At 65.7% G+C, this 18,219-nt stretch carries 16 protein-coding genes and 2 pseudogenes; 4 read left to right on the top strand and 14 right to left on the bottom strand.

Annotated elements, in window-relative coordinates; genetic code table 11:
• Positions 1–11: 11 nt before the first annotated feature.
• The 9 genes and pseudogenes from ccmI to ccmA all read right to left on the bottom strand — a co-directional run.
• Positions 12–1,199 carry a c-type cytochrome biogenesis protein CcmI gene (ccmI, locus tag GKC70_RS08600; RefSeq protein WP_342651065.1) on the bottom strand — a complete coding sequence of 396 codons (1,188 nt, stop codon included), beginning with the start codon at positions 1,197–1,199 and terminating at the stop codon, positions 12–14.
• On the bottom strand, positions 1,192–1,668 hold the full coding sequence (locus GKC70_RS08595; RefSeq protein ID WP_342651064.1) for a cytochrome c-type biogenesis protein: 477 nt from the start codon (positions 1,666–1,668) through the stop codon (positions 1,192–1,194). The genes ccmI and GKC70_RS08595 overlap by 8 nt, the downstream gene beginning before the upstream one ends.
• On the bottom strand, positions 1,665–2,201 hold the full coding sequence (locus GKC70_RS08590) for a DsbE family thiol:disulfide interchange protein (protein WP_029614974.1): 537 nt from the start codon (positions 2,199–2,201) through the stop codon (positions 1,665–1,667). Before GKC70_RS08590 ends, GKC70_RS08595 begins: the two co-directional genes overlap by 4 nt.
• Positions 2,198–4,171 carry a heme lyase CcmF/NrfE family subunit gene (locus GKC70_RS08585; RefSeq protein ID WP_342651485.1) on the bottom strand — a complete coding sequence of 658 codons (1,974 nt, stop codon included), beginning with the start codon at positions 4,169–4,171 and terminating at the stop codon, positions 2,198–2,200. The genes GKC70_RS08590 and GKC70_RS08585 overlap by 4 nt, the downstream gene beginning before the upstream one ends.
• 11 nt (positions 4,172–4,182) lie before the next feature.
• On the bottom strand, positions 4,183–4,638 hold the full coding sequence (gene ccmE / locus GKC70_RS08580; protein ID WP_029614973.1) for a cytochrome c maturation protein CcmE: 456 nt from the start codon (positions 4,636–4,638) through the stop codon (positions 4,183–4,185).
• The gene (ccmD, locus tag GKC70_RS08575; protein WP_342651063.1) at positions 4,635–4,811 is read right to left on the bottom strand and encodes a heme exporter protein CcmD; all 177 of its coding nucleotides are present in this window, start codon (positions 4,809–4,811) and stop codon (positions 4,635–4,637) included. Before ccmD ends, ccmE begins: the two co-directional genes overlap by 4 nt.
• Positions 4,808–5,575 (bottom strand): heme ABC transporter permease, encoded by a 768-nt coding sequence (locus GKC70_RS08570; RefSeq protein ID WP_039578886.1) that lies wholly within the window; start codon positions 5,573–5,575, stop codon positions 4,808–4,810. The genes ccmD and GKC70_RS08570 overlap by 4 nt, the downstream gene beginning before the upstream one ends.
• 46 nt (positions 5,576–5,621) lie before the next feature.
• Positions 5,622–6,226: pseudogene (ccmB, locus tag GKC70_RS08565) on the bottom strand (heme exporter protein CcmB).
• A pseudogene (gene ccmA / locus GKC70_RS08560) lies at positions 6,213–6,918 on the bottom strand (cytochrome c biogenesis heme-transporting ATPase CcmA); the annotation flags it as partial. The pseudogenes ccmB and ccmA, both read right to left, overlap by 14 nt.
• A 219-nt stretch (positions 6,919–7,137) precedes the next feature.
• Here ccmA and GKC70_RS08555 point away from each other — a divergent pair.
• The 4 genes from GKC70_RS08555 (at position 7,138) to GKC70_RS08540 (ending at position 14,606) form a co-directional block, all read left to right on the top strand.
• Positions 7,138–8,694 (top strand): flagellar hook-length control protein FliK, encoded by a 1,557-nt coding sequence (locus tag GKC70_RS08555; RefSeq protein ID WP_342651062.1) that lies wholly within the window; start codon positions 7,138–7,140, stop codon positions 8,692–8,694.
• Complete coding sequence (locus GKC70_RS08550) at positions 8,691–9,035, top strand: EscU/YscU/HrcU family type III secretion system export apparatus switch protein (protein WP_342651061.1); 345 nt, start codon at positions 8,691–8,693, stop codon at positions 9,033–9,035. Before GKC70_RS08555 ends, GKC70_RS08550 begins: the two co-directional genes overlap by 4 nt.
• 61 nt (positions 9,036–9,096) lie before the next feature.
• Positions 9,097–11,817 carry a DUF6543 domain-containing protein gene (locus GKC70_RS08545; protein WP_342651060.1) on the top strand — a complete coding sequence of 907 codons (2,721 nt, stop codon included), beginning with the start codon at positions 9,097–9,099 and terminating at the stop codon, positions 11,815–11,817.
• A gap of 50 nt (positions 11,818–11,867) precedes the next feature.
• On the top strand, positions 11,868–14,606 hold the full coding sequence (locus GKC70_RS08540; RefSeq protein ID WP_342651059.1) for a DUF6543 domain-containing protein: 2,739 nt from the start codon (positions 11,868–11,870) through the stop codon (positions 14,604–14,606).
• A gap of 63 nt (positions 14,607–14,669) precedes the next feature.
• Here the strand turns inward: GKC70_RS08540 and GKC70_RS08535 are convergent, their stop codons facing one another.
• The 5 genes from GKC70_RS08535 to motD form a co-directional block, all read right to left on the bottom strand.
• Positions 14,670–15,062, bottom strand: coding sequence for a DUF2802 domain-containing protein (locus tag GKC70_RS08535; protein WP_039578900.1), 393 nt, complete (start codon positions 15,060–15,062; stop codon positions 14,670–14,672).
• A 1-nt stretch (position 15,063) separates the two neighbouring features.
• Positions 15,064–15,543 (bottom strand): chemotaxis protein CheW, encoded by a 480-nt coding sequence (locus GKC70_RS08530; protein WP_029614967.1) that lies wholly within the window; start codon positions 15,541–15,543, stop codon positions 15,064–15,066.
• A 67-nt stretch (positions 15,544–15,610) separates the two neighbouring features.
• A complete protein-coding gene (locus GKC70_RS08525) occupies positions 15,611–16,492 on the bottom strand; it encodes a CheW domain-containing protein (RefSeq protein WP_342651058.1) in 882 nt (293 codons plus the stop codon).
• Positions 16,492–17,280 carry a ParA family protein gene (locus GKC70_RS08520; protein ID WP_116888655.1) on the bottom strand — a complete coding sequence of 263 codons (789 nt, stop codon included), beginning with the start codon at positions 17,278–17,280 and terminating at the stop codon, positions 16,492–16,494. The genes GKC70_RS08525 and GKC70_RS08520 overlap by 1 nt, the downstream gene beginning before the upstream one ends.
• 48 nt (positions 17,281–17,328) lie before the next feature.
• A complete protein-coding gene (motD, locus tag GKC70_RS08515) occupies positions 17,329–18,216 on the bottom strand; it encodes a flagellar motor protein MotD (RefSeq protein ID WP_295482283.1) in 888 nt (295 codons plus the stop codon).
• Between the last annotated feature and the right edge of the window lie 3 nt (positions 18,217–18,219).

Genomic DNA, 18,219 nt, shown 5'->3' with positions numbered 1-18,219 from the left:
GGCGGGCTCTCTTATCGGTCAGGTCGGTCGATGGTCACGTGCCGCAGGGGCTGACCTTGGTTGGCCAGCGGCGCGCTCAGGCCGATCCACTCTCCTTGGGTCGGCTGGCCGCTACGCGACACGCGCGCAACCAGTTCGACTTCCTTGAAATCCGACAGTTTCATCTGCGGCATCATCGCGTCGGCATCGGTCAAACGCACTTCGATGGGCAACTGCGCCACCGTGACCCGCTTGGCCGCCAACGGCATGGGTGGACCTGTGCGAGCACGGGCGAAGATGAACACCGTGTCGTCCGGCCGCACCTTGTCCTTGAGCGCCGCCGCCAGCGCCACCCGCACGCTCAGGCCTGCCGCCGGCTGCGGCTTGACACCGCTGTCCTTGAGTTTGTCCGCCGCGCGGTCGATACCGCCTTGCAGCGCCGCACGCGAGGCGTCGCCTTCGGGCAGTTGCGCCAGCAGGCGCTGCCAGTAATCGATCGCCTCCTGATAACGCTCGCCCTCGAATGCGGCGATACCGCGCAAGCCCAGGCTGGTGACCTCGTTCGGGTCGGCCTTGAGCGCCTCGTCGGTGAGTTGCTGCAGGGGCGCGCTCCAGTGCTTGTCGGCGGCGAAATACTGGGCCTGGGCCCACTGCCCGAGCAACTCCGGCTGGCGCCCGGCCAAGGCTACGGCGCGCTCGAAAGCACGCGCAGCGTCAGCGGGACGCTGCTCGGCCATGTAGGCACGGCCCAGGAAGTACAGGCCTTCGGCCGAATCCGGCTGGGCCTGCACGGCACGCTCCAGGCGCGTGGTCATCTCCTGCACCGACTGCGGCGCTTGGGCGAATTCACGGGTCAGCTCGACTGTGTCGGCGGCGCCGAAATGCAGGTATAGCCCCAGGGCCAGCACCGGTACCAGCACCGCCGCCAGCAGCGGCACGGTGCGCCCCAGATGGCCCTGGCGCGGCGCTTCGGCGCCCTCGGTATCGGCCAGCAGTTCGCGGGCCGCCTCATCGCGTCCGCGCGCCAGTTGCTCGGCGTCGAGCACACCGGCCTGCTGCTGGGTGGTCAGCTCGGCGACGCGTTCCTGGTACAGGGCGACGTTGAGCGCGGTACGGTCTTGTTCGGCCTGCTGCTGGCGCCGGCCACGCAGGATTGGGATCAGCAGGAACGCCAGGGCCGCCAGCAGCAGCAGGCCCGCACTCAGCCAGAATTCAGTCATGGGTGTGTTCTTTATTCAGCAATTGGGCAAGACGGTGTCGTTCGTCCACGGAGAGCGCGGTGCCTGCCGCCGTTTCCGGCGTGCGCCGGCGGCGCACGATCACCGCGATCACCACCAGACCGCCAGTCAGCAACAGGCCCGGGCCGAACCACAGCAGCCAGGTGCGCGCCGTCAGCGCTGGCTTGTAGCGCACGAAATCGCCATAGCGATCGACCATGAAGTCGATGATCTGCCGATTGCTCTGGCCCTCGCCCAGCATGCGGAAGATCTCGCGACGCAGATCGGCCGCGATGGGCGCGTTGGAGTCGGCGATGTCCTGGTTCTGGCACTTGGGGCAGCGCAGTTCCTTGGTCAGTTGCTGATAACGCTCGCGTTCGGCCTCGTCGCGGAACTGGTAGGTGTCGATGGCGGCCCTGGCCATGCCAGCCAGGCTCAGGCCCAACAACGCAGCGGCGAACCAGCGCCTCATGGCTGGGCCTCGTCGACCAGCGCCTGGTACAGCGGCGCCAGTTGCTCGCGCCAGACCTGGGCATCGACCACACCCACGTGCTTGTAGCGGATGATGCCTTCGGCATCGATCAAGAAGGTTTCCGGTGCGCCATACACGCCCAGGTCCAGGCCCAACGTGCCCTGTTCGTCACGGATATCGAGCTGGTAAGGGTTGTGGAACTCGGCCAACCATTTGAGCGCAGCCGCGTTGTCGTCTTTGTAGTTGATGCCGTGGATCACCACGCCCTGCCCGGCCAGCTGATTCAGATACGGGTGCTCGACCTTGCACGACGGGCACCAGGTGCCCCAGACGTTGACCAGGGCCGGACGGCCAAGCAGGTCGGCCTGGGTCAAGGTCCGCCCGTCCTGCACGCTTTGCAGCGAGAAGGCCGGGAACGGCTTGCCGATCATCGCCGAAGGCAACTCGTCGGGCTTGAGAAACAGCCCCTTGTACAGAAAAACCGCCAGCAGCAGGAAGACTGCCAAGGGCACTACCATGATCCAACGCTTCATGCCGTCGCTCCAGACAGGCCCAGGGTGTCGCGCACCCGCGCCACCACCTTGACCCGATAACGCCGATCGCACGCCGCCAGCAACCCGCCCAGCGCGGTCAGCAACCCGCCCAGCCAGATCCAGCGCACATAGGGTTTGATGTGCAGCCGCACCGCCCAGGCGCCGTTTTCCAACGGCTCACCGAGGGCGACGTAAAGGTCGCGGGTGAAGCCGGCATCGATACCGGCCTCGGTCATCATCGACTGCTGCACGGTGTACAGGCGTTTCTCCGGGTGCAGCACACTCACCTCACGGCCCTGGCGCGACACGCGCAGGGTGCCCTTGTCGGAAATGAAGTTCGGCCCCTCGAAGTGCTTGGCGCCTTCGAAGAGGAAGTGATAGCCGCCCAGCTCGACGCTCTCGCCCGGCGCCATGCGCAGGTCGCGCTCGGTGCTGTTATTGCTCGACAGCACCACGCCCAGGGCGCACACCACCAGCCCCAGGTGCGCCAGGTGCATGGCCCAATAGCTGCGCGGCAGCGCCCGCACGCCGTTGGCCAGGCCCTTGTGGCGGGTCTTGTCGAGGATGTCGCGCACGCCCCCGAGCACCACCCACGCAGCCAGGGCGAAGACGCTCAGCGCCGGCCAGTCGAAGTCGTCGACGATCAGCCCGGCCACTGGCGCCAGGATGGCGCTGCCGATCAGCACCGGCGTCAGCAGGCTGGCCAGCCAGCGTCCGGGCGTGTCTTTCCAGCGCACCAGCACACCCACCGTCAGCAGCCCCAGCAACAGCGCCATGAGCGGCACGAACAGCGCATCGAAGTACGGCGGGCCGACCGACAGCTTGGCGCCGGTCAGGGCATCGAGGACCAGCGGATACAAGGTGCCGAGCAGAATCATCGAGGCGGCCACGACCAGCACCAGGTTGTTGGCCAGCAGCAGCGTCTCGCGCGACCACAGGCCGAAGCCCACCTGGCTCTTGACCACCGGCGCGCGCAAGGCGAACAGCGTCAGCGAACCGCCGACCACGAACAGCAGGAAGATCAGGATGAACACGCCGCGCGCCGGGTCGGCGGCGAAGGCGTGCACCGAGGTCAGTACCCCGGAGCGGACCAGGAAGGTGCCCAGCAGGCTCAGCGAAAACGCGGCGATGGCCAGCAGCACCGTCCAGCTCTTGAACACCCCACGTTTTTCCGTCACCGCCAGCGAGTGGATCAGCGCCGTGCCCACCAGCCAGGGCATGAACGAAGCGTTCTCCACCGGATCCCAGAACCACCAGCCGCCCCAGCCCAGTTCGTAGTAGGCCCACCACGAACCCAGGGCGATGCCGATACCGAGGAAGGCCCAGGCCACCAGGGTCCAGGGCCGCGACCAGCGCGCCCAGGCCGCGTCCAGGCGGCCGCCGAGCAAGGCGGCGATGGCGAAGGCGAAGGCCACCGAGAAGCCGACATAGCCCATGTACAGCATCGGCGGATGGACGATCAGGCCGAAGTCCTGCAGCAGCGGGTTGAGGTCGCGGCCGTTGGTCGGCACCTGCGGCAGCAGGCGGGCGAAGGGGTTGGAGGTGATGATCAGGAACGACAGGAAGCCCACACTGATCATGCCCATCACCGCCAGCACCCGGGCCAGCATCACCTGCGGCAACTGACGCGAGAACACCGAGACCGCGAAGGTCCAGGCGCCGAGGATCAGCGCCCACAACAGCAGCGAGCCTTCGTGGGCGCCCCACACGGCGCTGAACTTGTAGTACCACGGCAGCGCCGTGTTGGAGTTGTGGGCCACATAGGCGACCGAGAAGTTGTCGGTCATGAAGGCATGGGTCAGGCAGGCGAAGGCGAACACCAGAAAGGCGAACTGACCCCAGGCGGCTGGACGCGCCAGGCTCATCCACAGCCGGTCGCCGCGCCAGGCGCCGAGCAGCGGCACGCTGGCCTGCACCGCCGCCAGGCAGATGGCCAGGATCATCGCCAACTGCCCCAGTTCCGGAATCACCAGCGCCGCGTTCATGGCCGGGCCTCGCCGCTGGCGGCAGTCTTGCCGCTGTCCTTGAGGGCTTTGGTGACTTCCGGCGGCATGTACTTCTCATCGTGCTTGGCCAGCACTTCGTCGGCCACCACCACGCCGTCGGCGTTGAGCTTGCCCAGGGCGACGATGCCCTGCCCTTCGCGGAACAGGTCCGGGAGAATGCCCCGGTAGGTGATGGGGACCGACTTGTTGAAGTCGGTGACCACGAAGCGCACGTCCAGCGAATCGGCCGAGCGCTTCACCGAGCCCTGCTCGACCATGCCGCCAGCGCGAATGCGTGTGTCCAGCGGCGCTTCGCCATTGGCGATCTGGGTCGGGGTGTAGAACAGGTTGATGTTCTGCTGCAACGCGCTGAGGGCCAGACCCAGGGCGACGGCCACGCCGACCAGCAGGGCGAGGATGAGCAACAGGCGTTTCTTGCGCTGCGGATTCACTGGTGGTTCTCCCGGCGCAGACGACGCGCCTCTTCTTGCAGATAGCGGCGGCGCTCCAGCACCGGCACGGCGACGTTGATGGCCAGCACGACCAGGCAGAGGCCATAGGCCGACCAGACGTAGAGCCCATGATGGCCCATGGCGAGGAAATCGGCGAAGGAGGCGAAACTCATCGTGCGGCCTCCCGACCCAGACTGCCGAGCACCTGCTCGCGGACCCACTGGGTGCGCGCTTCGCGGCGCAGCACTTCAAGACGCATGCGCAGCAGCAGCACGGCACCGAAGAAGCAATAGAAGCCCAGCACCGTCAGCAGCAGCGGCAGCCACATCTCGGCGGGCATGGCCGGTCGTTCGGTGAGGGTGAAGGTGGCGCCCTGGTGCAGGGTGTTCCACCACTCGACCGAGTACTTGATGATCGGAATGTTGACCACACCGACGATGGCCAGCACGGCGCAGGCCTTGGCGGCGCTGTCGCGGTTACCGATGGCCTGGCCCAGGGCGATGATGCCGAAATACAGGAACAGCAGGATCAGCATCGAAGTCAGGCGGGCGTCCCACACCCACCAACTGCCCCAGGTCGGCTTGCCCCAGATGGCGCCGGTGACCAGGGCCAAGGCGGTCATCCAGGCGCCGATGGGCGCCGCGCACTGCAGGGCGACGTCGGCCAGTTTCATCTTCCACACCAGCCCCACCACGCCTGCCACTGCCAGCAGCACGTAGCAGGACTGCGCCAGCATGGCCGCCGGCACGTGGATATAGATGATGCGGAAGCTGTTGCCCTGCTGGTAGTCCGCCGGGGCGAAGGCCAGGCCCCAGGCGATGCCTGCCAGCAACAGCAGCACCGCCGCTACGCTCAGCCAGGGCAGCAGGCGGCCACTGAGGCTGTAGAACCATTTTGGCGAGCCCAGCTTGTGGAACCATGTCCAGCTCATTTTCATCAGGGTACATCCAGGGTCTTTGCCGGGCTTCGCTGCCCGGGACTCGTTATTCGCCGACGCTGATCCTCAGGCCGGCCGCTATCGCAAAGGGTGTCAGTGTTACCGCAAGGGCCGTGAGGCTGGCCAACCAGAGCAGGTACCCGGTGGCGGGCATATTCTGCAACGCCGCCTGCAACGCACCACTGCCCAGGATCAATACCGGGATGTACAGCGGCAGAATCAGCAGCGCCAACAGCAATCCACCGCGCTTGAGACCCACGGTCAGCGCTGCGCCCACCGCCCCCAGCAGGCTCAACACCGGCGTGCCGAGCAGCAATGAGCCGAGCAGCACTGGCAGGCAGGCGCTGGGCAATCCGAGCATCAGCGCCAGCACCGGCGCCAACAATACCAGCGCCAGGCCGGAAAAGGTCCAGTGCGCCAGCACCTTGGCCAGCACCAGCAGCGGCAAAGGCTGCGGCGACAGCACCCACTGCTCCAGCGAACCGTCCTCGAAATCGCTGCGAAACAGGCCGTCCAGCGACAGCAGCACCGCCAGCAAGGCGGCGACCCAGACCAGTCCCGGCGACAAGGTTTGCAACAATTGGCTCTCGGGCCGACCGCCAGCGGGAACAGCGCCACGACGATGGCGAAGAACACCAGCGGGTTGGCCAACTCTGCCGGACGCCGGAACAGCAGACGCGCCTCGCGGCGCAACAACAACGCAAAGACCTTCATGCTGCCCACTGCCCAAGATTCAGTTCGCGATAGCCGCCCGGCTTGTGTTGCAAGCTGTGGTGCGTGGTCAGCACCACCGTCCCGCCCTGCTCGCAATGGCTGGCCAGGTGCGCTTCGAGCTGGGCCACACCCTGCTTGTCGAGGGCGGTGAAAGGTTCATCGAGAATCCACAGCCCAGGCCCGTCCAGGTACAAGCGGGCCAGGGCCACGCGTCGCTGCTGACCGGCCGACAGCGTGTGGCACGGCACATCTTCGAAGCCGCGCAGGCCGACCTGGGCCAACGCCTGCCAGATGGACGCGCGGCTGGCGGGTCGATGCAGGGCGCAGAGCCAGGCCAGGTTCTCCTCGGCGCTGAGCAGCTCCTTGATGCCTGCAGCATGGCCGATCCACAGCAACACGCTGGCCAGGGCCTGGCGCTGCTCGCCCAGGACACGGCCGTTGAGCAGGATCTGCCCGGCCGTCGGCTGCATCAGCCCGGCCAACAGGCGCAGCAGGCTGGTCTTGCCGCTGCCGTTGGGACCACTGACCTGCAGCATGTCGCCGGGGCACAGTTCAAAGTCCAGGTGTTCGAAGAGCAGACGCCAGTCGCGCTCGCAGGCAAGGTTCGCGGCTTTGAGGTGGAAGGTCACGGTTTCGCCTTATGCTGTTCAGGGTCCGGCACCCGCTGCTTGCAGGCTCACCCAGCCCCTCTGCAGGAGCGGGCTCAGCCGCGCAACAAACGACGCCGAACACGCCGGTGTCTCAAGTCGCCCCACGCGCGGCCGTTAAACTACCCGTGGCGAGGCGCCCGGATTATACATGGACGCCCAGGCTGTCAAGAGAGCTGGCTCGACAGGTTGTATACAATCATGACCGAAATCAATAGTCTCAGCGCGCAGAGCGCCTTCGCCGCCCAGGTAGCCAAGGCCAGCCTGACCGGCGAACTGCTGCGCCTGACACAATCGCAACCTGGCCTGATCCCCAACGGCGAAACCGCCCAGGCCGAGGTGGTGAACCTGCGGCAGAACGGCGCAGACTTCACCCTGACCCTGCGCCTGATGCTGCCCGATGGCAGACCCGTGCAGCTTCAGGCCAACGCCACCCAACCGCTGCCACCCGGCAGCCAGGTCACCGTCGGGCAACTCGACAGCAGCCGCCTGGCCGTGGCCGTGCAGCAGGCCAGCGCCAGCAACATCGCCACGCTGACCCAACTCGACACCCGCCAGATCCCGATCGGTACGCTGTTGCAAGGCAAGGTCCTGACCAACCACCCCCTGCCAGCCGAAGCGGGACAGGCACCGGCCTTCCGCGCACTGGTCAGCCTCCTCAACAGCAGCCAGGCCGGCGCCACACTGGCCATTGACAGCCCGCGCCCGTTGCCCGTCGGCAGCCTGCTCAGCGCCCTGGTGCAAGGTGACCAGTCACTGCGCTTCGTGCCCCTGAGCGGTCGCCAGGATCAGTTGGCCATCGCCCAGCAACTGCTCACCCAGCAAGGCCGTCAGGCTTCGCTGCCCGCCCTGCTTGGCGCGCTTCAACAACTGTCCAACGCGCCCAGCGCCGACCCTGCACTCTCGGCCAGCGCCTCACGGTTGCTGGCCAGCCTGCCCGACCCCGCTCAACTGGGCGACGCCAAGGCCGTCGCCCAGGCCCTGAACAACAGCGGCGCCTTCCTTGAAGGCAAGCTGCTCGCAGGCCTGGGACCGGGCGTTGCGCCAGACCTCAAGGCGCAACTGGTGCGTCTGGTGGCGCAGATCCTGCCCAGTGTGCCAGGCAATCAAGCCTTGGCCGCGGCCACCCTGGCCCAGGCGCTGCCGGCCTTGGCCCGTGGTGCGCGCGGCCTGCTCGACCAGGTCGGCAACCGCCCGCAGCCCGGCGTGTTCCCGCTGCCGTCGCGGCTGTTACAGAACCTGGAGGACACCGGCGATCTGCAGCAGTTGCTGCGTCTGGCAGCGGCGGCAATTTCGCGGGTGCAAAGTCACCAATTGGCCAGCCTGCAGCAGACCGGCACCACCGAGACCGGCAACCAGCAGACCACCTGGCAAAGCGAGATTCACCTGCGCCACGGCCAGGAGTTCCTCCCGGTACAAGCCAAGCTGCAACGCGAAGAAACCCCGGAACAGCACGCCGACCCGCACCGCGCGCAGCGTGACCCGCTCGAATCGCTGTGGCGTATCGAACTGGCCTTCGACCTGCCGCCGCTCGGTCCGCTGCAGGTGCAGGCGCAACTGAGCCAGGGTCGTCTCAGCGGCCAGTTATGGGCCGAACGTCCACAGACCGCCCGCTTGATCGACAGTCAGCTCGGCAGCCTGCGCGAGCGTCTGCTGGCCCGCGGTCTGGACGTCGGCGACCTGGCCTGTCATCCCGGCGCGCCGCCCCAGGGCCCGCGCACCCGCCTGGAACAACGCTGGGTGGATGAAACCGCATGACTGAGCGCACACCACGCCAGGCCATCGCCCTGAGCTATGACGGCGAGCAAGCCCCGACCCTGAGTGCCAAAGGCGAGGACGCCGTAGCCGAGGCCATCCTCGCCCTGGCTCGCGAGCACGAAGTCCCGATCTACGAGAACGCCGAGCTGGTCGGTCTGCTGGCGCGTCTGGAGCTGGGCGAGCAGATTCCCGAGGCGCTGTACCTGACCATCGCCGAGATCATCGCCTTCGCCTGGCAACTGCGCGGCAAGCTGCCACCCGGCTTCGACGACACGCCGCGCGAGCCACGCGACATTACCCCGACGCTGGCCTTGCCCGCGCCCGACGACAGCACTATCTAACGCCTGCCCCGCCCCCCATGGCGCCAAGCTCTGTCCTCCACTGCTCTGCACGGAGGCCCGCATGGCCATGTCCCCTATCCCCGCCGAAAACCTGCACCTGGTGCACGCGGCACTCGTCGATTTCCCTCGGCCGGACGCTCTGGCCGAAAGCCTGTTGCGCCCGTGGCTGAAGGCGCGAGGCATCGATACGCCTGCGCAGGAAATCGACGTCGTCACCTTCCACTACCAGCTCCAACCGCTCGGCGAAGGCCTGCAGCATTTCCGTGAAAACGCGGTGATCACCCAGAAAATGAATGCAGTCCAAGCCCTGCTGAGCAATTGGCAAGGCGAAAGTGCCGAAGGCTATGGGGGCTTTCATTTCGGTGATTGGGCTGGGATCGCACCCAGTGGCGTGCTGCACCTGGTCGAACGTCTGAACACCGAGGGCACCTCGCCAGGGTTCTCGCCTTATCGGGTGTTCAACGGCCTCTATCGGCGCCAGACACCGGCGCTCTATGGCCCCGCTACGCGCCTGCCGGTACGAGCAGAAGACTTCCAGACGCTCATCTGGGGAATGCACCTGAACACCCTGTACAAGGCGCAGTTGGATGGTTATTGGTCGGCTCATCTGAACGACTACCAGCGAGCCCTGAAGATCAACTTCATCGCCGCCTGCAATCGGCAAGTCGCCGAAGGCAGTCTCAGCGAAGAGGCGCGGCAGATGATCTGGCAGGCCGCAGGCATCTCACGTCAAAACAGGCTCACGCTCAAGGTTTCGCTGCTCAACGTCTACGGCTACGTTGCCACCTCGCTGCTGTGCTTGCGTGCCGAGGACAGTGCACTGACCTTGTTGTACATCCCAGGCAACAGCAGTCCGTTCCTGAGCTTCGACACCCCCTTGGCAATGAAACACTGGTTCGCCCGCCAGTGCCAGTCGGCCGACCGCCGCGCGGCGCTTCTGACGCTCTTCAGTCCGCTCGACTGGCCCGATGGCCTGGATTTCAGCGGCCTGCAAACCGCACTGGCGGGCCTGGGACGCTATCCGCAGCCACACCGTTTCCTGCCCTCCCATTCGGGCTTCGCCACCAGTGGGCTATGGACGCCCGAGTTGATGATCGACTACCGCGCCGACCACTACAACCCGCCCATTGCCGAAGAGCTGTTCGGCTACCTGGCGCGCCACCAGCAACAGCGCGCCTATGCCACGCTCGACAGTCAGGTCGTCAGCAATCAACAGATCGAAAAGCTTCGCGCGACCCGCTATCTGAACATCGCGCTGGTGATGCTGGCACCGGTCGCGATGGTGATCCCTGCCCTGGCGCCGCTACTGGCCGCAGGCGGCCTGGCGCAGTTCAGCCTGGGCCTGGACCGTGTGCTCAACGGCCGCTCGCTGGAAGACAAGGTCGCTGGCGTCCAGGACCAGGTATTCGGCCTGTTCAACGCGCTCCCTGTGGTCGGCACGGCGGCGGCCCGATCGAGCGCGCTGTATCGCTGGTGCCGCCCCGGCTTCGTCAGCTTCAGGCAGTTGCTGCAAGGCAGCGACAGCGCCGAGGCATTGGCCCTGCAACCGGCCGAGGCGGCGTTTCACGAGCCCACCGTACAAGCGTCCACGCAAACCGCTGCCGTGGTTACTCGAATCGACGAGAGCCTGCAACACCGCTTCGCGGCCTGGCTGCAAACAGAGGATGGGCTGGAGAACGACTGGGTCTGCTACGAGCTGAACACCGACAGCTTCATTCGGCTGTCACAGATCCGCCAGGAAAGCCCGCCGCGCTGGATCGTCAGCGCCGAGCACGCCAACGCTCTGGTACCCATGACCGACAGCAGAACCGTCAGCGACCTGCAGCGCATGGCGACGCTGCGCGCCTTGGGTATCCACGTCGATCTACCGCTGGACTACACCCCCTACCAAAACATGTCGCGCACGCCGCTGGAGCCTTTGATCACCAGTGTCTGGCTGGGCGATCGTCGTCTGGGCGAGCCGTTCATCGACGCCATCGCCCACAACGCCCGAGCGCTGCACGGTAGTCGCTACGAGTATCAGTTGCTGCTGTCACGCCAGAACGTGGCGAACTTCGACCACAACGTCAGCCAGCTCAATGCGGTGGCGCCGCGGCTGCGAATCCGCACCCTCGAAGAACAGCCCTTCTTTCTCGAATTCGAGCGCTCTGCCTATTACCCGCAGTACCAGGCGGCGCTGCGCGGCGACGGCCTGGGCGCCACGCATTTCAGTTCGGCCTGCGACATCCTGCGCTATCGCGTTCTCAAGCACTTCGGCGGCTTGTACATGGACACCGACGACAGCCTGTTGCTGCCCAAGGACGGTAGCGTCGCCCTGCCTCTGGAGCAGCAGGACCTGCGTTGCAGCGCCGATGGGCTGCTGCTGGCGCAACCGGTGTCCAACGACCGGCTAGGCATGTACATCAAGTTCAACAGCAGCCTGATCGGCAGCCATGCGGGCAATCCGACCCTGGACGCCATTTCCGACGAGATCCTGCGACGCTACCGCATGGAGCCCACCTTCTACGATCACCATCCGGACCCGGACCTGGATCCGGTGGGTCTGCACCACTATGCCCGCCGCCTGAACCTGCTGACCGGTCCCGGCGTGCTCAACGATGTGATCGACCAGCATCTGCCGTGGCTGCGCCAGTTGCGCGAGACCTGCACCCTGCTGGCCTCGCCGGTCCACGACGTGTTCAGCGTGGTCAACAGCCGTGCGCTGATGGACGCCCTGGCCAGTTTCGCGCCCCTGGGCGATGTGGCCGACATCGGCCGCGCCCATTCCTGGTTGAACCACTGATCGGCACCGTACGACACCGCGATCCTCAACCCTCGACCCAGGTATCTGCCATGATCCCCATCCCCTATCTCAACGCCAAAGGTATCGATTTCGCCCGCCAGCACCTGGCAGCCTTCCCTCGCCCAGACCGTCAGGCCATCGCGGCACTCGACCAGTGGCTGCCCAGCCAAGGCATCGACGTACCTGCCGAGCAGATCGTTGCCGCCACCCTGCATTACCAAGCCGGCAGCGACGGCTGGAACGGCGTCGTCGTCCAGCGACAGAGCCTGGCGCAGGCGCTGCTGAGCAACTGGCAAGCGCCGCCGGATCTGGAGGCTGTACCGCACCTGCTCCGGCCGCAGCAGCCGCCAGGCAGCGCGCGGCACATCCGCATCGTCTCCGCCCTGCAGCCGCCGCACCAGACCGGAGCGCAGAACTACTACGTACTCAGCGGTCTGTTCCGGCGCAGCGAGCCCCAGGTCTATGACCAGCACAGTCTGCTGCCGCTGTCGGTTTCGGCATTTCAGTCGTTCGTCTGGGACCTGGATTTCAACCGGGCCTACAAGGCTGAGCTCGACGCTTACTGGTCCGAGCATTTCGACAGCTACCGCGACTCGCTGAAACTGAACTTCATCGCGGCATGCAACAAGCAGATCAGCGAAGGCAGCCTGAGCGATGAAGGACGGCGATTGGCCTTCAGGGCTGCCGGGGTGATGCATTCGCCGCGCCCGATCGATGTACGCATGCTCAATGTCTACGGTTACGCCAGCACCGACCTGGTGTGTGTGCAGGCCCAGGGAAGCGACCTGATCGTGCTGTACGTGCCAGGCAATGCCTCGCCACTGCTGAGTTTCGCCAATCAGGGCGAACTGCAGGATTGGTTCGGCGAGCAATGTCGGAGTGCGCCCACGCGCGAGGCACTGCAAGCGCGTTTCAACCCGGCCGATACCCCGGACGGCCTGAGCTTCAGCGGGCTGGAAACGGCCTTGGGCGGCCTGGGGGTCTACCCCCATCTCTACCATCTGGACAGCCAGCGGCCTGGCTTCACCGCCGCTGGGGTCTGGGCACCGCGCGAATACGTCAACTACAAGCCGTCCAGCTACAGCCCGACGTTGAGCGGCGATCTGTTCCACACCCTGGCCACGCGATACCGCCAGCGCAGCTATCAAGACGCCGACTTCCTCATCCACGCCGACAGCGAAGTCAGCAAAGCCCGCTGGCGTGGCTACCTGTCCTCGGCCATGACCTACCTGGCTCCCCTGGCGCTGGCCGTGCCCGAGCTCTGGCCGCTGTTTGCCGTCGGCGGTATCGCCCAATTCGGCCTGGGCCTGGACCAGGCCCTGCAAGCGCGCACGCAGTCTCAAGCCAGCGAAGGCCTGGAGGCGATGGTGTTCGGCCTGTTCAACGCGGCGCCACTGGCACTGGAGAGCGCGGCCAGGATCTCGACCCTATTGCGTGTGAAAAGCGACAACTTCGTCTTCCCCTCCCGGGTCAACGAACACTGGGGCTACCCGCTGAGCCCAGTATCACCGCCGCACCTACCCGATCTGGACATGGCCCCTTACTTCCACGTGTCAGACCCCATTGCGCCAGTGGCCGGTGCCGATCCCGCGGTGTCCGCAGCGGTGGTGCGCAACTGCCTGTACGATGGCACGCCGGATCGCCTGGAGGCCTCCCTGCATGGCTACAACGCCGAGGTGGTGTACGACCTGGAACAGGATGCGTTCATGTGCGAAGAGGATATCAATGAGGTAAATCCGCGCTACTTCACTGCCCGCCCCGGCCGGCGTGACCTGGCCCGGGTCGACGTGCGCCTGCGTCCGGTCGACGACGCCATGCGCAGCGCCAGCCTTCGCGCATTGGGTGTCGATCTGCAACTGCCCATCGTGTTGCCCGAGCCGGCGACGCAAGCCCTGCAGCCCATTGCACGAACGCTGACGTGCCTGTGGGTCGGCGACAAGGTGCTCTCCGAGGCTTTGATCGCCAACCTCGCGCACAATGCGCAACTGGTGCAGGACAGCAGTTACACCCTGCGCCTGCTGCTGTCGCGGGCGACCCCTTCGGCGTTCGAGCAGAACCTGGCGCAGTTGGTCCGTGAGGCCCCCAGCCTGCAGGTGCTGCCACTGGAAGACCAGGCATTCTTCGCCGCCCTGCGCAACAGCAAGTACCACACGCACTATCAAGCTGCCATTGACGGCGGTGCATTCGCCGCAGCCTCGGACATCCTGCGTTACCGCATGCTGTACCACGACGGCGGACTGTACATGGATGTGGACGACACGCTGCTTGGCGCAGGAGGCTATCGACAGTTCGACAATGGGGTCGGCGTCGGTACGCCGGGAGAGGCGCTGGACGCGGTGGAGCTGGCGACAAGCCCCGATGGGCTGCTGTTGCAGCCGCCGATCAGCAACGAAACCCTGGGCATGAACTGCCTGTTCAACACCAGCTTCATCGGCAGCCACGCGGGCAACCCTACGCTGGAGGCCATTTCCGAAGAAATCCATACCAGGCTGTCGCAAACGCCGGACTTCCATACCTGGCGGCCGACATTCGCCGAGGATCCAGCCGCCTTCTATCGCTACGCCCGACGCCTCAGTGCGCTGACCGGACCGCGCGTGGTCACGGACGTGATCGACCGCCGGCTTGCCGCCCTCAGCCAACTGCGCCAAGTGGCGAACCTGGGCTGCATGAAGATCGTCAATCTAGGCCTGTTCGTCGATCTGGACCGCTACACCGAACTGGTGCGCAGTCTCCTGCCACTCAACCGCCTGGCCAAGGTCGGCAGCCTGCACTCCTGGGCCAAAGGCTGATCCCGGCGTGTTTCAGCCCAATGCCAAGCGGCCCACGCGCGCGTCAGTGCGCCTGTGGGCCACTCAGCCGCGGTGCAGGCGGCTCATCAGCTCGGCCTCGGCCTGGGTCAGGCCACAGCTCTGCGTCAGTTCCTCGACGCTGGCGCCCATGCCCACCAGCTTGGCGGCCTGGGAGAAGGTGACGCTGTTGGGATCGCGCTGCTCCAGTTGCAGCAGCTTCTCCGGCAACGGCGCCACCACCGCGCGCAATTCATGAATCGCTTCGCCCATGCGCACGGTCACGTTCTGGTAGTCGTCCAGCCGCTTGGCCAGGTCCTTGATGCGCTGGTCACGCAGCGCATCGCCCTGGGCCTGCTGGGCGGCCAGCTCGCGCTGGCGCTTGCTGTAGTTGAGAAAGAACCACAGGCTCAGCGCCCACAACAACGCGAGCAAGATGACGGCAGCCTCGAAGATCACCTCAGATGTTCTCCAGCTCCGACCACTCTTCCTCGCTCATCATCTTGTCCAGCTCGACCAGAATCAGCAGTTCGCCGTTCTTGTTGCACACGCCCTGGATGAACTTGGCCGACTCTTCGTTGCCGACGTTCGGCGCGGTCTCGATCTCCGACTGACGCAGGTAGACCACTTCGGCCACGCTGTCGACCAGGATGCCGACCACCTGCTTGTCCGCCTCGATGATGACGATGCGGGTGTTGTCGGTGATGTCCGACGGCATCAGGCCGAAGCGCTGACGGGTGTCGATCACGGTAACCACGTTACCGCGCAGGTTGATGATGCCCAGCACGTAGCTTGGCGCGCCCGGAACCGGGGCGATCTCGGTGTAGCGCAGGACTTCCTGCACCTGCATCACGTTGATGCCGTAGGACTCGTTGTCCAGACGGAAGGTGACCCATTGCAGGATCGGATCTTCGGAACCTTGTGCAGACGACTTCTTCATTACCCTAGCCCTCTCAGTCCGCCGGTGGCGGTGTGCTCGTTATGGTCGCAGCAGCTGCGGCGCCGATTCAGTTGTGTGTGATGTTCATCTGCTTGACCGCGCCACTGGCGATCAGCTCGGCCAGCTCGGCAACGTCGAGCAAGGCGCACATGTGTTCGATGACCGTGCCCGCCAGCCAGGGGCGCTGACCGCGCTGGCTGCGCCATTTGATTTCCTGAGGGTCCAGGCGCAGCGAGCGGCTGACCTGATGCACGGCCAGGCCCCACTCGTAGCCCTGCACCGAAATCACGTAGTGCAGGCCTTGTCGAAAGTCGTCGCGGTAGCGGTCGGGCATCACCCAACGCGCGGTGTCCAACACCTTGAGGTTACCGGCCTGGCACGTGAGGATGCCGAGGAACCAGTCGGGCTGGCCGAACAGCGGCGTCAACTCCTGCCCTTCCAGACTGTAGATCGAGCCCAGGCACACCAGCGGCACCGCCAGGGTCAGCCCGGCGACGTCGAACAGCAGGCACTCGAAGGGCTCCGCCGCCCAGGCCGGACGACCGTCGACGGTGGCCGGGGGCACCGGCGCGCCAGGCGCCGGCAAGTGCACATCGACCAGCGGCGCGACGGGCTCGACGAGCTGTACTTGGCGCGTGGTGTCCGCCGCCAATTCACTGGCCTGAACCGGCGACGCGTCGTCGACGCTGACGTCGGTTTCAGGCGGCAGCACCGTAGGCAGAACGCGCGGCGCGGGCTCGGCGTAGGGCCGGGTCTCGACGGGACGGCGCGCATCGCGGGCCTGCTCTTCACGCACGGCAGCAGCGAATTCGTCGCTGGGGGCTTGTTCCAGCGCCGGCGCACTCGCTTCGGGCACTTCTTCGAACTCGGTGGCGTCCTGCAGCAAGCCATCGAGATAGGATTGCAACGCCAGTTGCGGCTTGCTGGTGATCTGTGGAGCGTGATTCATCAGGCCACCTGCAGGGCGTTGCGGTAAGAGAGCAGGTGCTTGAGCAGCGCCCGGTATGCGGTGACGCCACGGCTCTTGCCGTCGAACTGCGAGGGTGTGACGCCATTGCGACTGGCATCGCGCATGCGCGTGTCGACCGGAATATAGCCCTGCCAGACCTGCTCGCCATAGGTGTCGCGCAGCAGCTTCAAGGTGCCGAGCGAGGCTTGCGTGCGGCGGTCGAACAGCGTGGGCACGATCTGATAAGGCAGCGCCTGCTTGCGCGAACGGTTGATCATGGCCAGGGTGCCGACCATGCGCTCCAGGCCCTTGACCGCAAGAAACTCGGTTTGCACCGGAATCACCAACTGCTGGCTGGCCGCCAGCGCGTTGACCATCAGTACACCGAGCAGCGGCGGGCTGTCGATCAGGGCAAAGTCGAAATCCTGCCACAGCTGCGCCAGACTCTTGGCGATCACCAGGCCCAGGCCGTTCTGCCCGGGCGACTGACGCTCCAGCACGGCCAGCGCCGTGCTCGAGGGCAGCAGCGAGATCCGCTCGTGGCTGGTGGGTAGCAGCAATTGCCCCGGCAGGCCCTCGGGCACGCTGCCCTTGTGCAGGAACAGGTCATAGCAGCTGTGCTCGAGTACGTCGGGATTGTGCCCGAAATAGCTGGTCATCGAACCGTGCGGGTCGAGGTCGACGACGACCACGCGCTTGCCCGCCTCGGCCAGCAGACCGGCCAGAGCGATGGTAGTGGTGGTCTTGCCGACACCACCTTTTTGATTGGCTACTGCCCAGACTCTCATCGTGCGTTGCTTCCTCCCGACATGGGCGCGGGTCCCTGCGGGAACGGTCTATAAATTCGGTGACGGAGATTTGACGGGATCGCGCCCGGCCGTCGTGGCTGGCGAAGCTGGTGCACTTTGTGTGCCAGCACGGCGCAATGCCGCGTCCGGCGTGGCATTGGCCGTACCCGAACCGGTCAGGCTGCGGCGCACTTCCAGGTTGCGCGAGATCACCAGCACCACCCGGCGATTGCGCGCACGGCCATCGGCGCTGTCATTGCTGGCCACCGGCTGGTATTCGCCATAGCCCACCGAGGCCATGCGCGCCGGGTCCACCCCGTCCATCGCCAGCAGGCGCACGATGCTCGCCGCGCGCGCCGAGGACAGCTCCCAGTTGGTCGGGTACTGCGCGGTACGGATCGGCAGGTTGTCGGTGAAGCCTTCGACATGCACTGGGTTGGCGAACGGTTTGAGGATCTTGGCCACCTTGTCGATGATCTCGAAGGCGGTATCGCTGGGCATGGCATCGCCGCTGCCGAACAGCAACGCTGAGTTGAGCTCGATCTCGATCCACAGCTCGTTGCCGCGCACGGTCATCTGGTTGGAACCGATCAGGTCGCCGAAGGCAGCGCCGACCTCGTCACTGATGGTTTTCAACGCATCGGCGCTGCTCTGGCCGAGGCCGGCATCGACCTGGTCGCTGTCCTTGATCAACGGCTCGGCAGGCTTGACCGTCAGTGGACGCTCGTCGCCGATGGGAATCGGCCGCAGGCTGCGCTCGGGGTCGTTGAAGACCCCGACCAGCGCCTGGGAAATCACCTTGTACTTGCCTTCGTTGATCGAGGAAATCGAGTACATCACCACGAAGAAGGCGAACAGCAAGGTGATGAAATCGGCGTACGAGACCAGCCAACGCTCATGGTTCTCGTGCTCCTCGGTATGACGGCGACGGCGCATGGT

The organism is Pseudomonas sp. REB1044 (assembly GCF_038813925.1).
Lineage (GTDB): Bacteria > Pseudomonadota > Gammaproteobacteria > Pseudomonadales > Pseudomonadaceae > Aquipseudomonas > Aquipseudomonas boreofloridensis.
This window is presented reverse-complemented; position numbering and strand designations above follow the sequence as displayed.

What these genes read in the sequence shown, in the direction of transcription:
- GKC70_RS08595 (WP_342651064.1), bottom strand. Translation starts at nt 1,668, where the DNA reads ATGAGGCGCTGGTTCGCCGCTGCGTTGTTGGGCCTGAGCCTGGCTGGC.
- GKC70_RS08590 (WP_029614974.1), bottom strand. Translation starts at nt 2,201, where the DNA reads ATGAAGCGTTGGATCATGGTAGTGCCCTTGGCAGTCTTCCTGCTGCTG.
- GKC70_RS08550 (WP_342651061.1), top strand. Translation starts at nt 8,691, where the DNA reads ATGACTGAGCGCACACCACGCCAGGCCATCGCCCTGAGCTATGACGGC.
- motD (WP_295482283.1), bottom strand. Translation starts at nt 18,216, where the DNA reads ATGCGCCGTCGCCGTCATACCGAGGAGCACGAGAACCATGAGCGTTGG.
- GKC70_RS08520 (WP_116888655.1), bottom strand. Translation starts at nt 17,280, where the DNA reads ATGAGAGTCTGGGCAGTAGCCAATCAAAAAGGTGGTGTCGGCAAGACC.
- GKC70_RS08545 (WP_342651060.1), top strand. Translation starts at nt 9,097, where the DNA reads ATGGCCATGTCCCCTATCCCCGCCGAAAACCTGCACCTGGTGCACGCG.
- ccmD (WP_342651063.1), bottom strand. Translation starts at nt 4,811, where the DNA reads ATGAGTTTCGCCTCCTTCGCCGATTTCCTCGCCATGGGCCATCATGGG.
- GKC70_RS08570 (WP_039578886.1), bottom strand. Translation starts at nt 5,575, where the DNA reads ATGAAAATGAGCTGGACATGGTTCCACAAGCTGGGCTCGCCAAAATGG.
- GKC70_RS08525 (WP_342651058.1), bottom strand. Translation starts at nt 16,492, where the DNA reads ATGAATCACGCTCCACAGATCACCAGCAAGCCGCAACTGGCGTTGCAA.
- GKC70_RS08540 (WP_342651059.1), top strand. Translation starts at nt 11,868, where the DNA reads ATGATCCCCATCCCCTATCTCAACGCCAAAGGTATCGATTTCGCCCGC.
- GKC70_RS08555 (WP_342651062.1), top strand. Translation starts at nt 7,138, where the DNA reads ATGACCGAAATCAATAGTCTCAGCGCGCAGAGCGCCTTCGCCGCCCAG.
- GKC70_RS08530 (WP_029614967.1), bottom strand. Translation starts at nt 15,543, where the DNA reads ATGAAGAAGTCGTCTGCACAAGGTTCCGAAGATCCGATCCTGCAATGG.
- ccmI (WP_342651065.1), bottom strand. Translation starts at nt 1,199, where the DNA reads ATGACTGAATTCTGGCTGAGTGCGGGCCTGCTGCTGCTGGCGGCCCTG.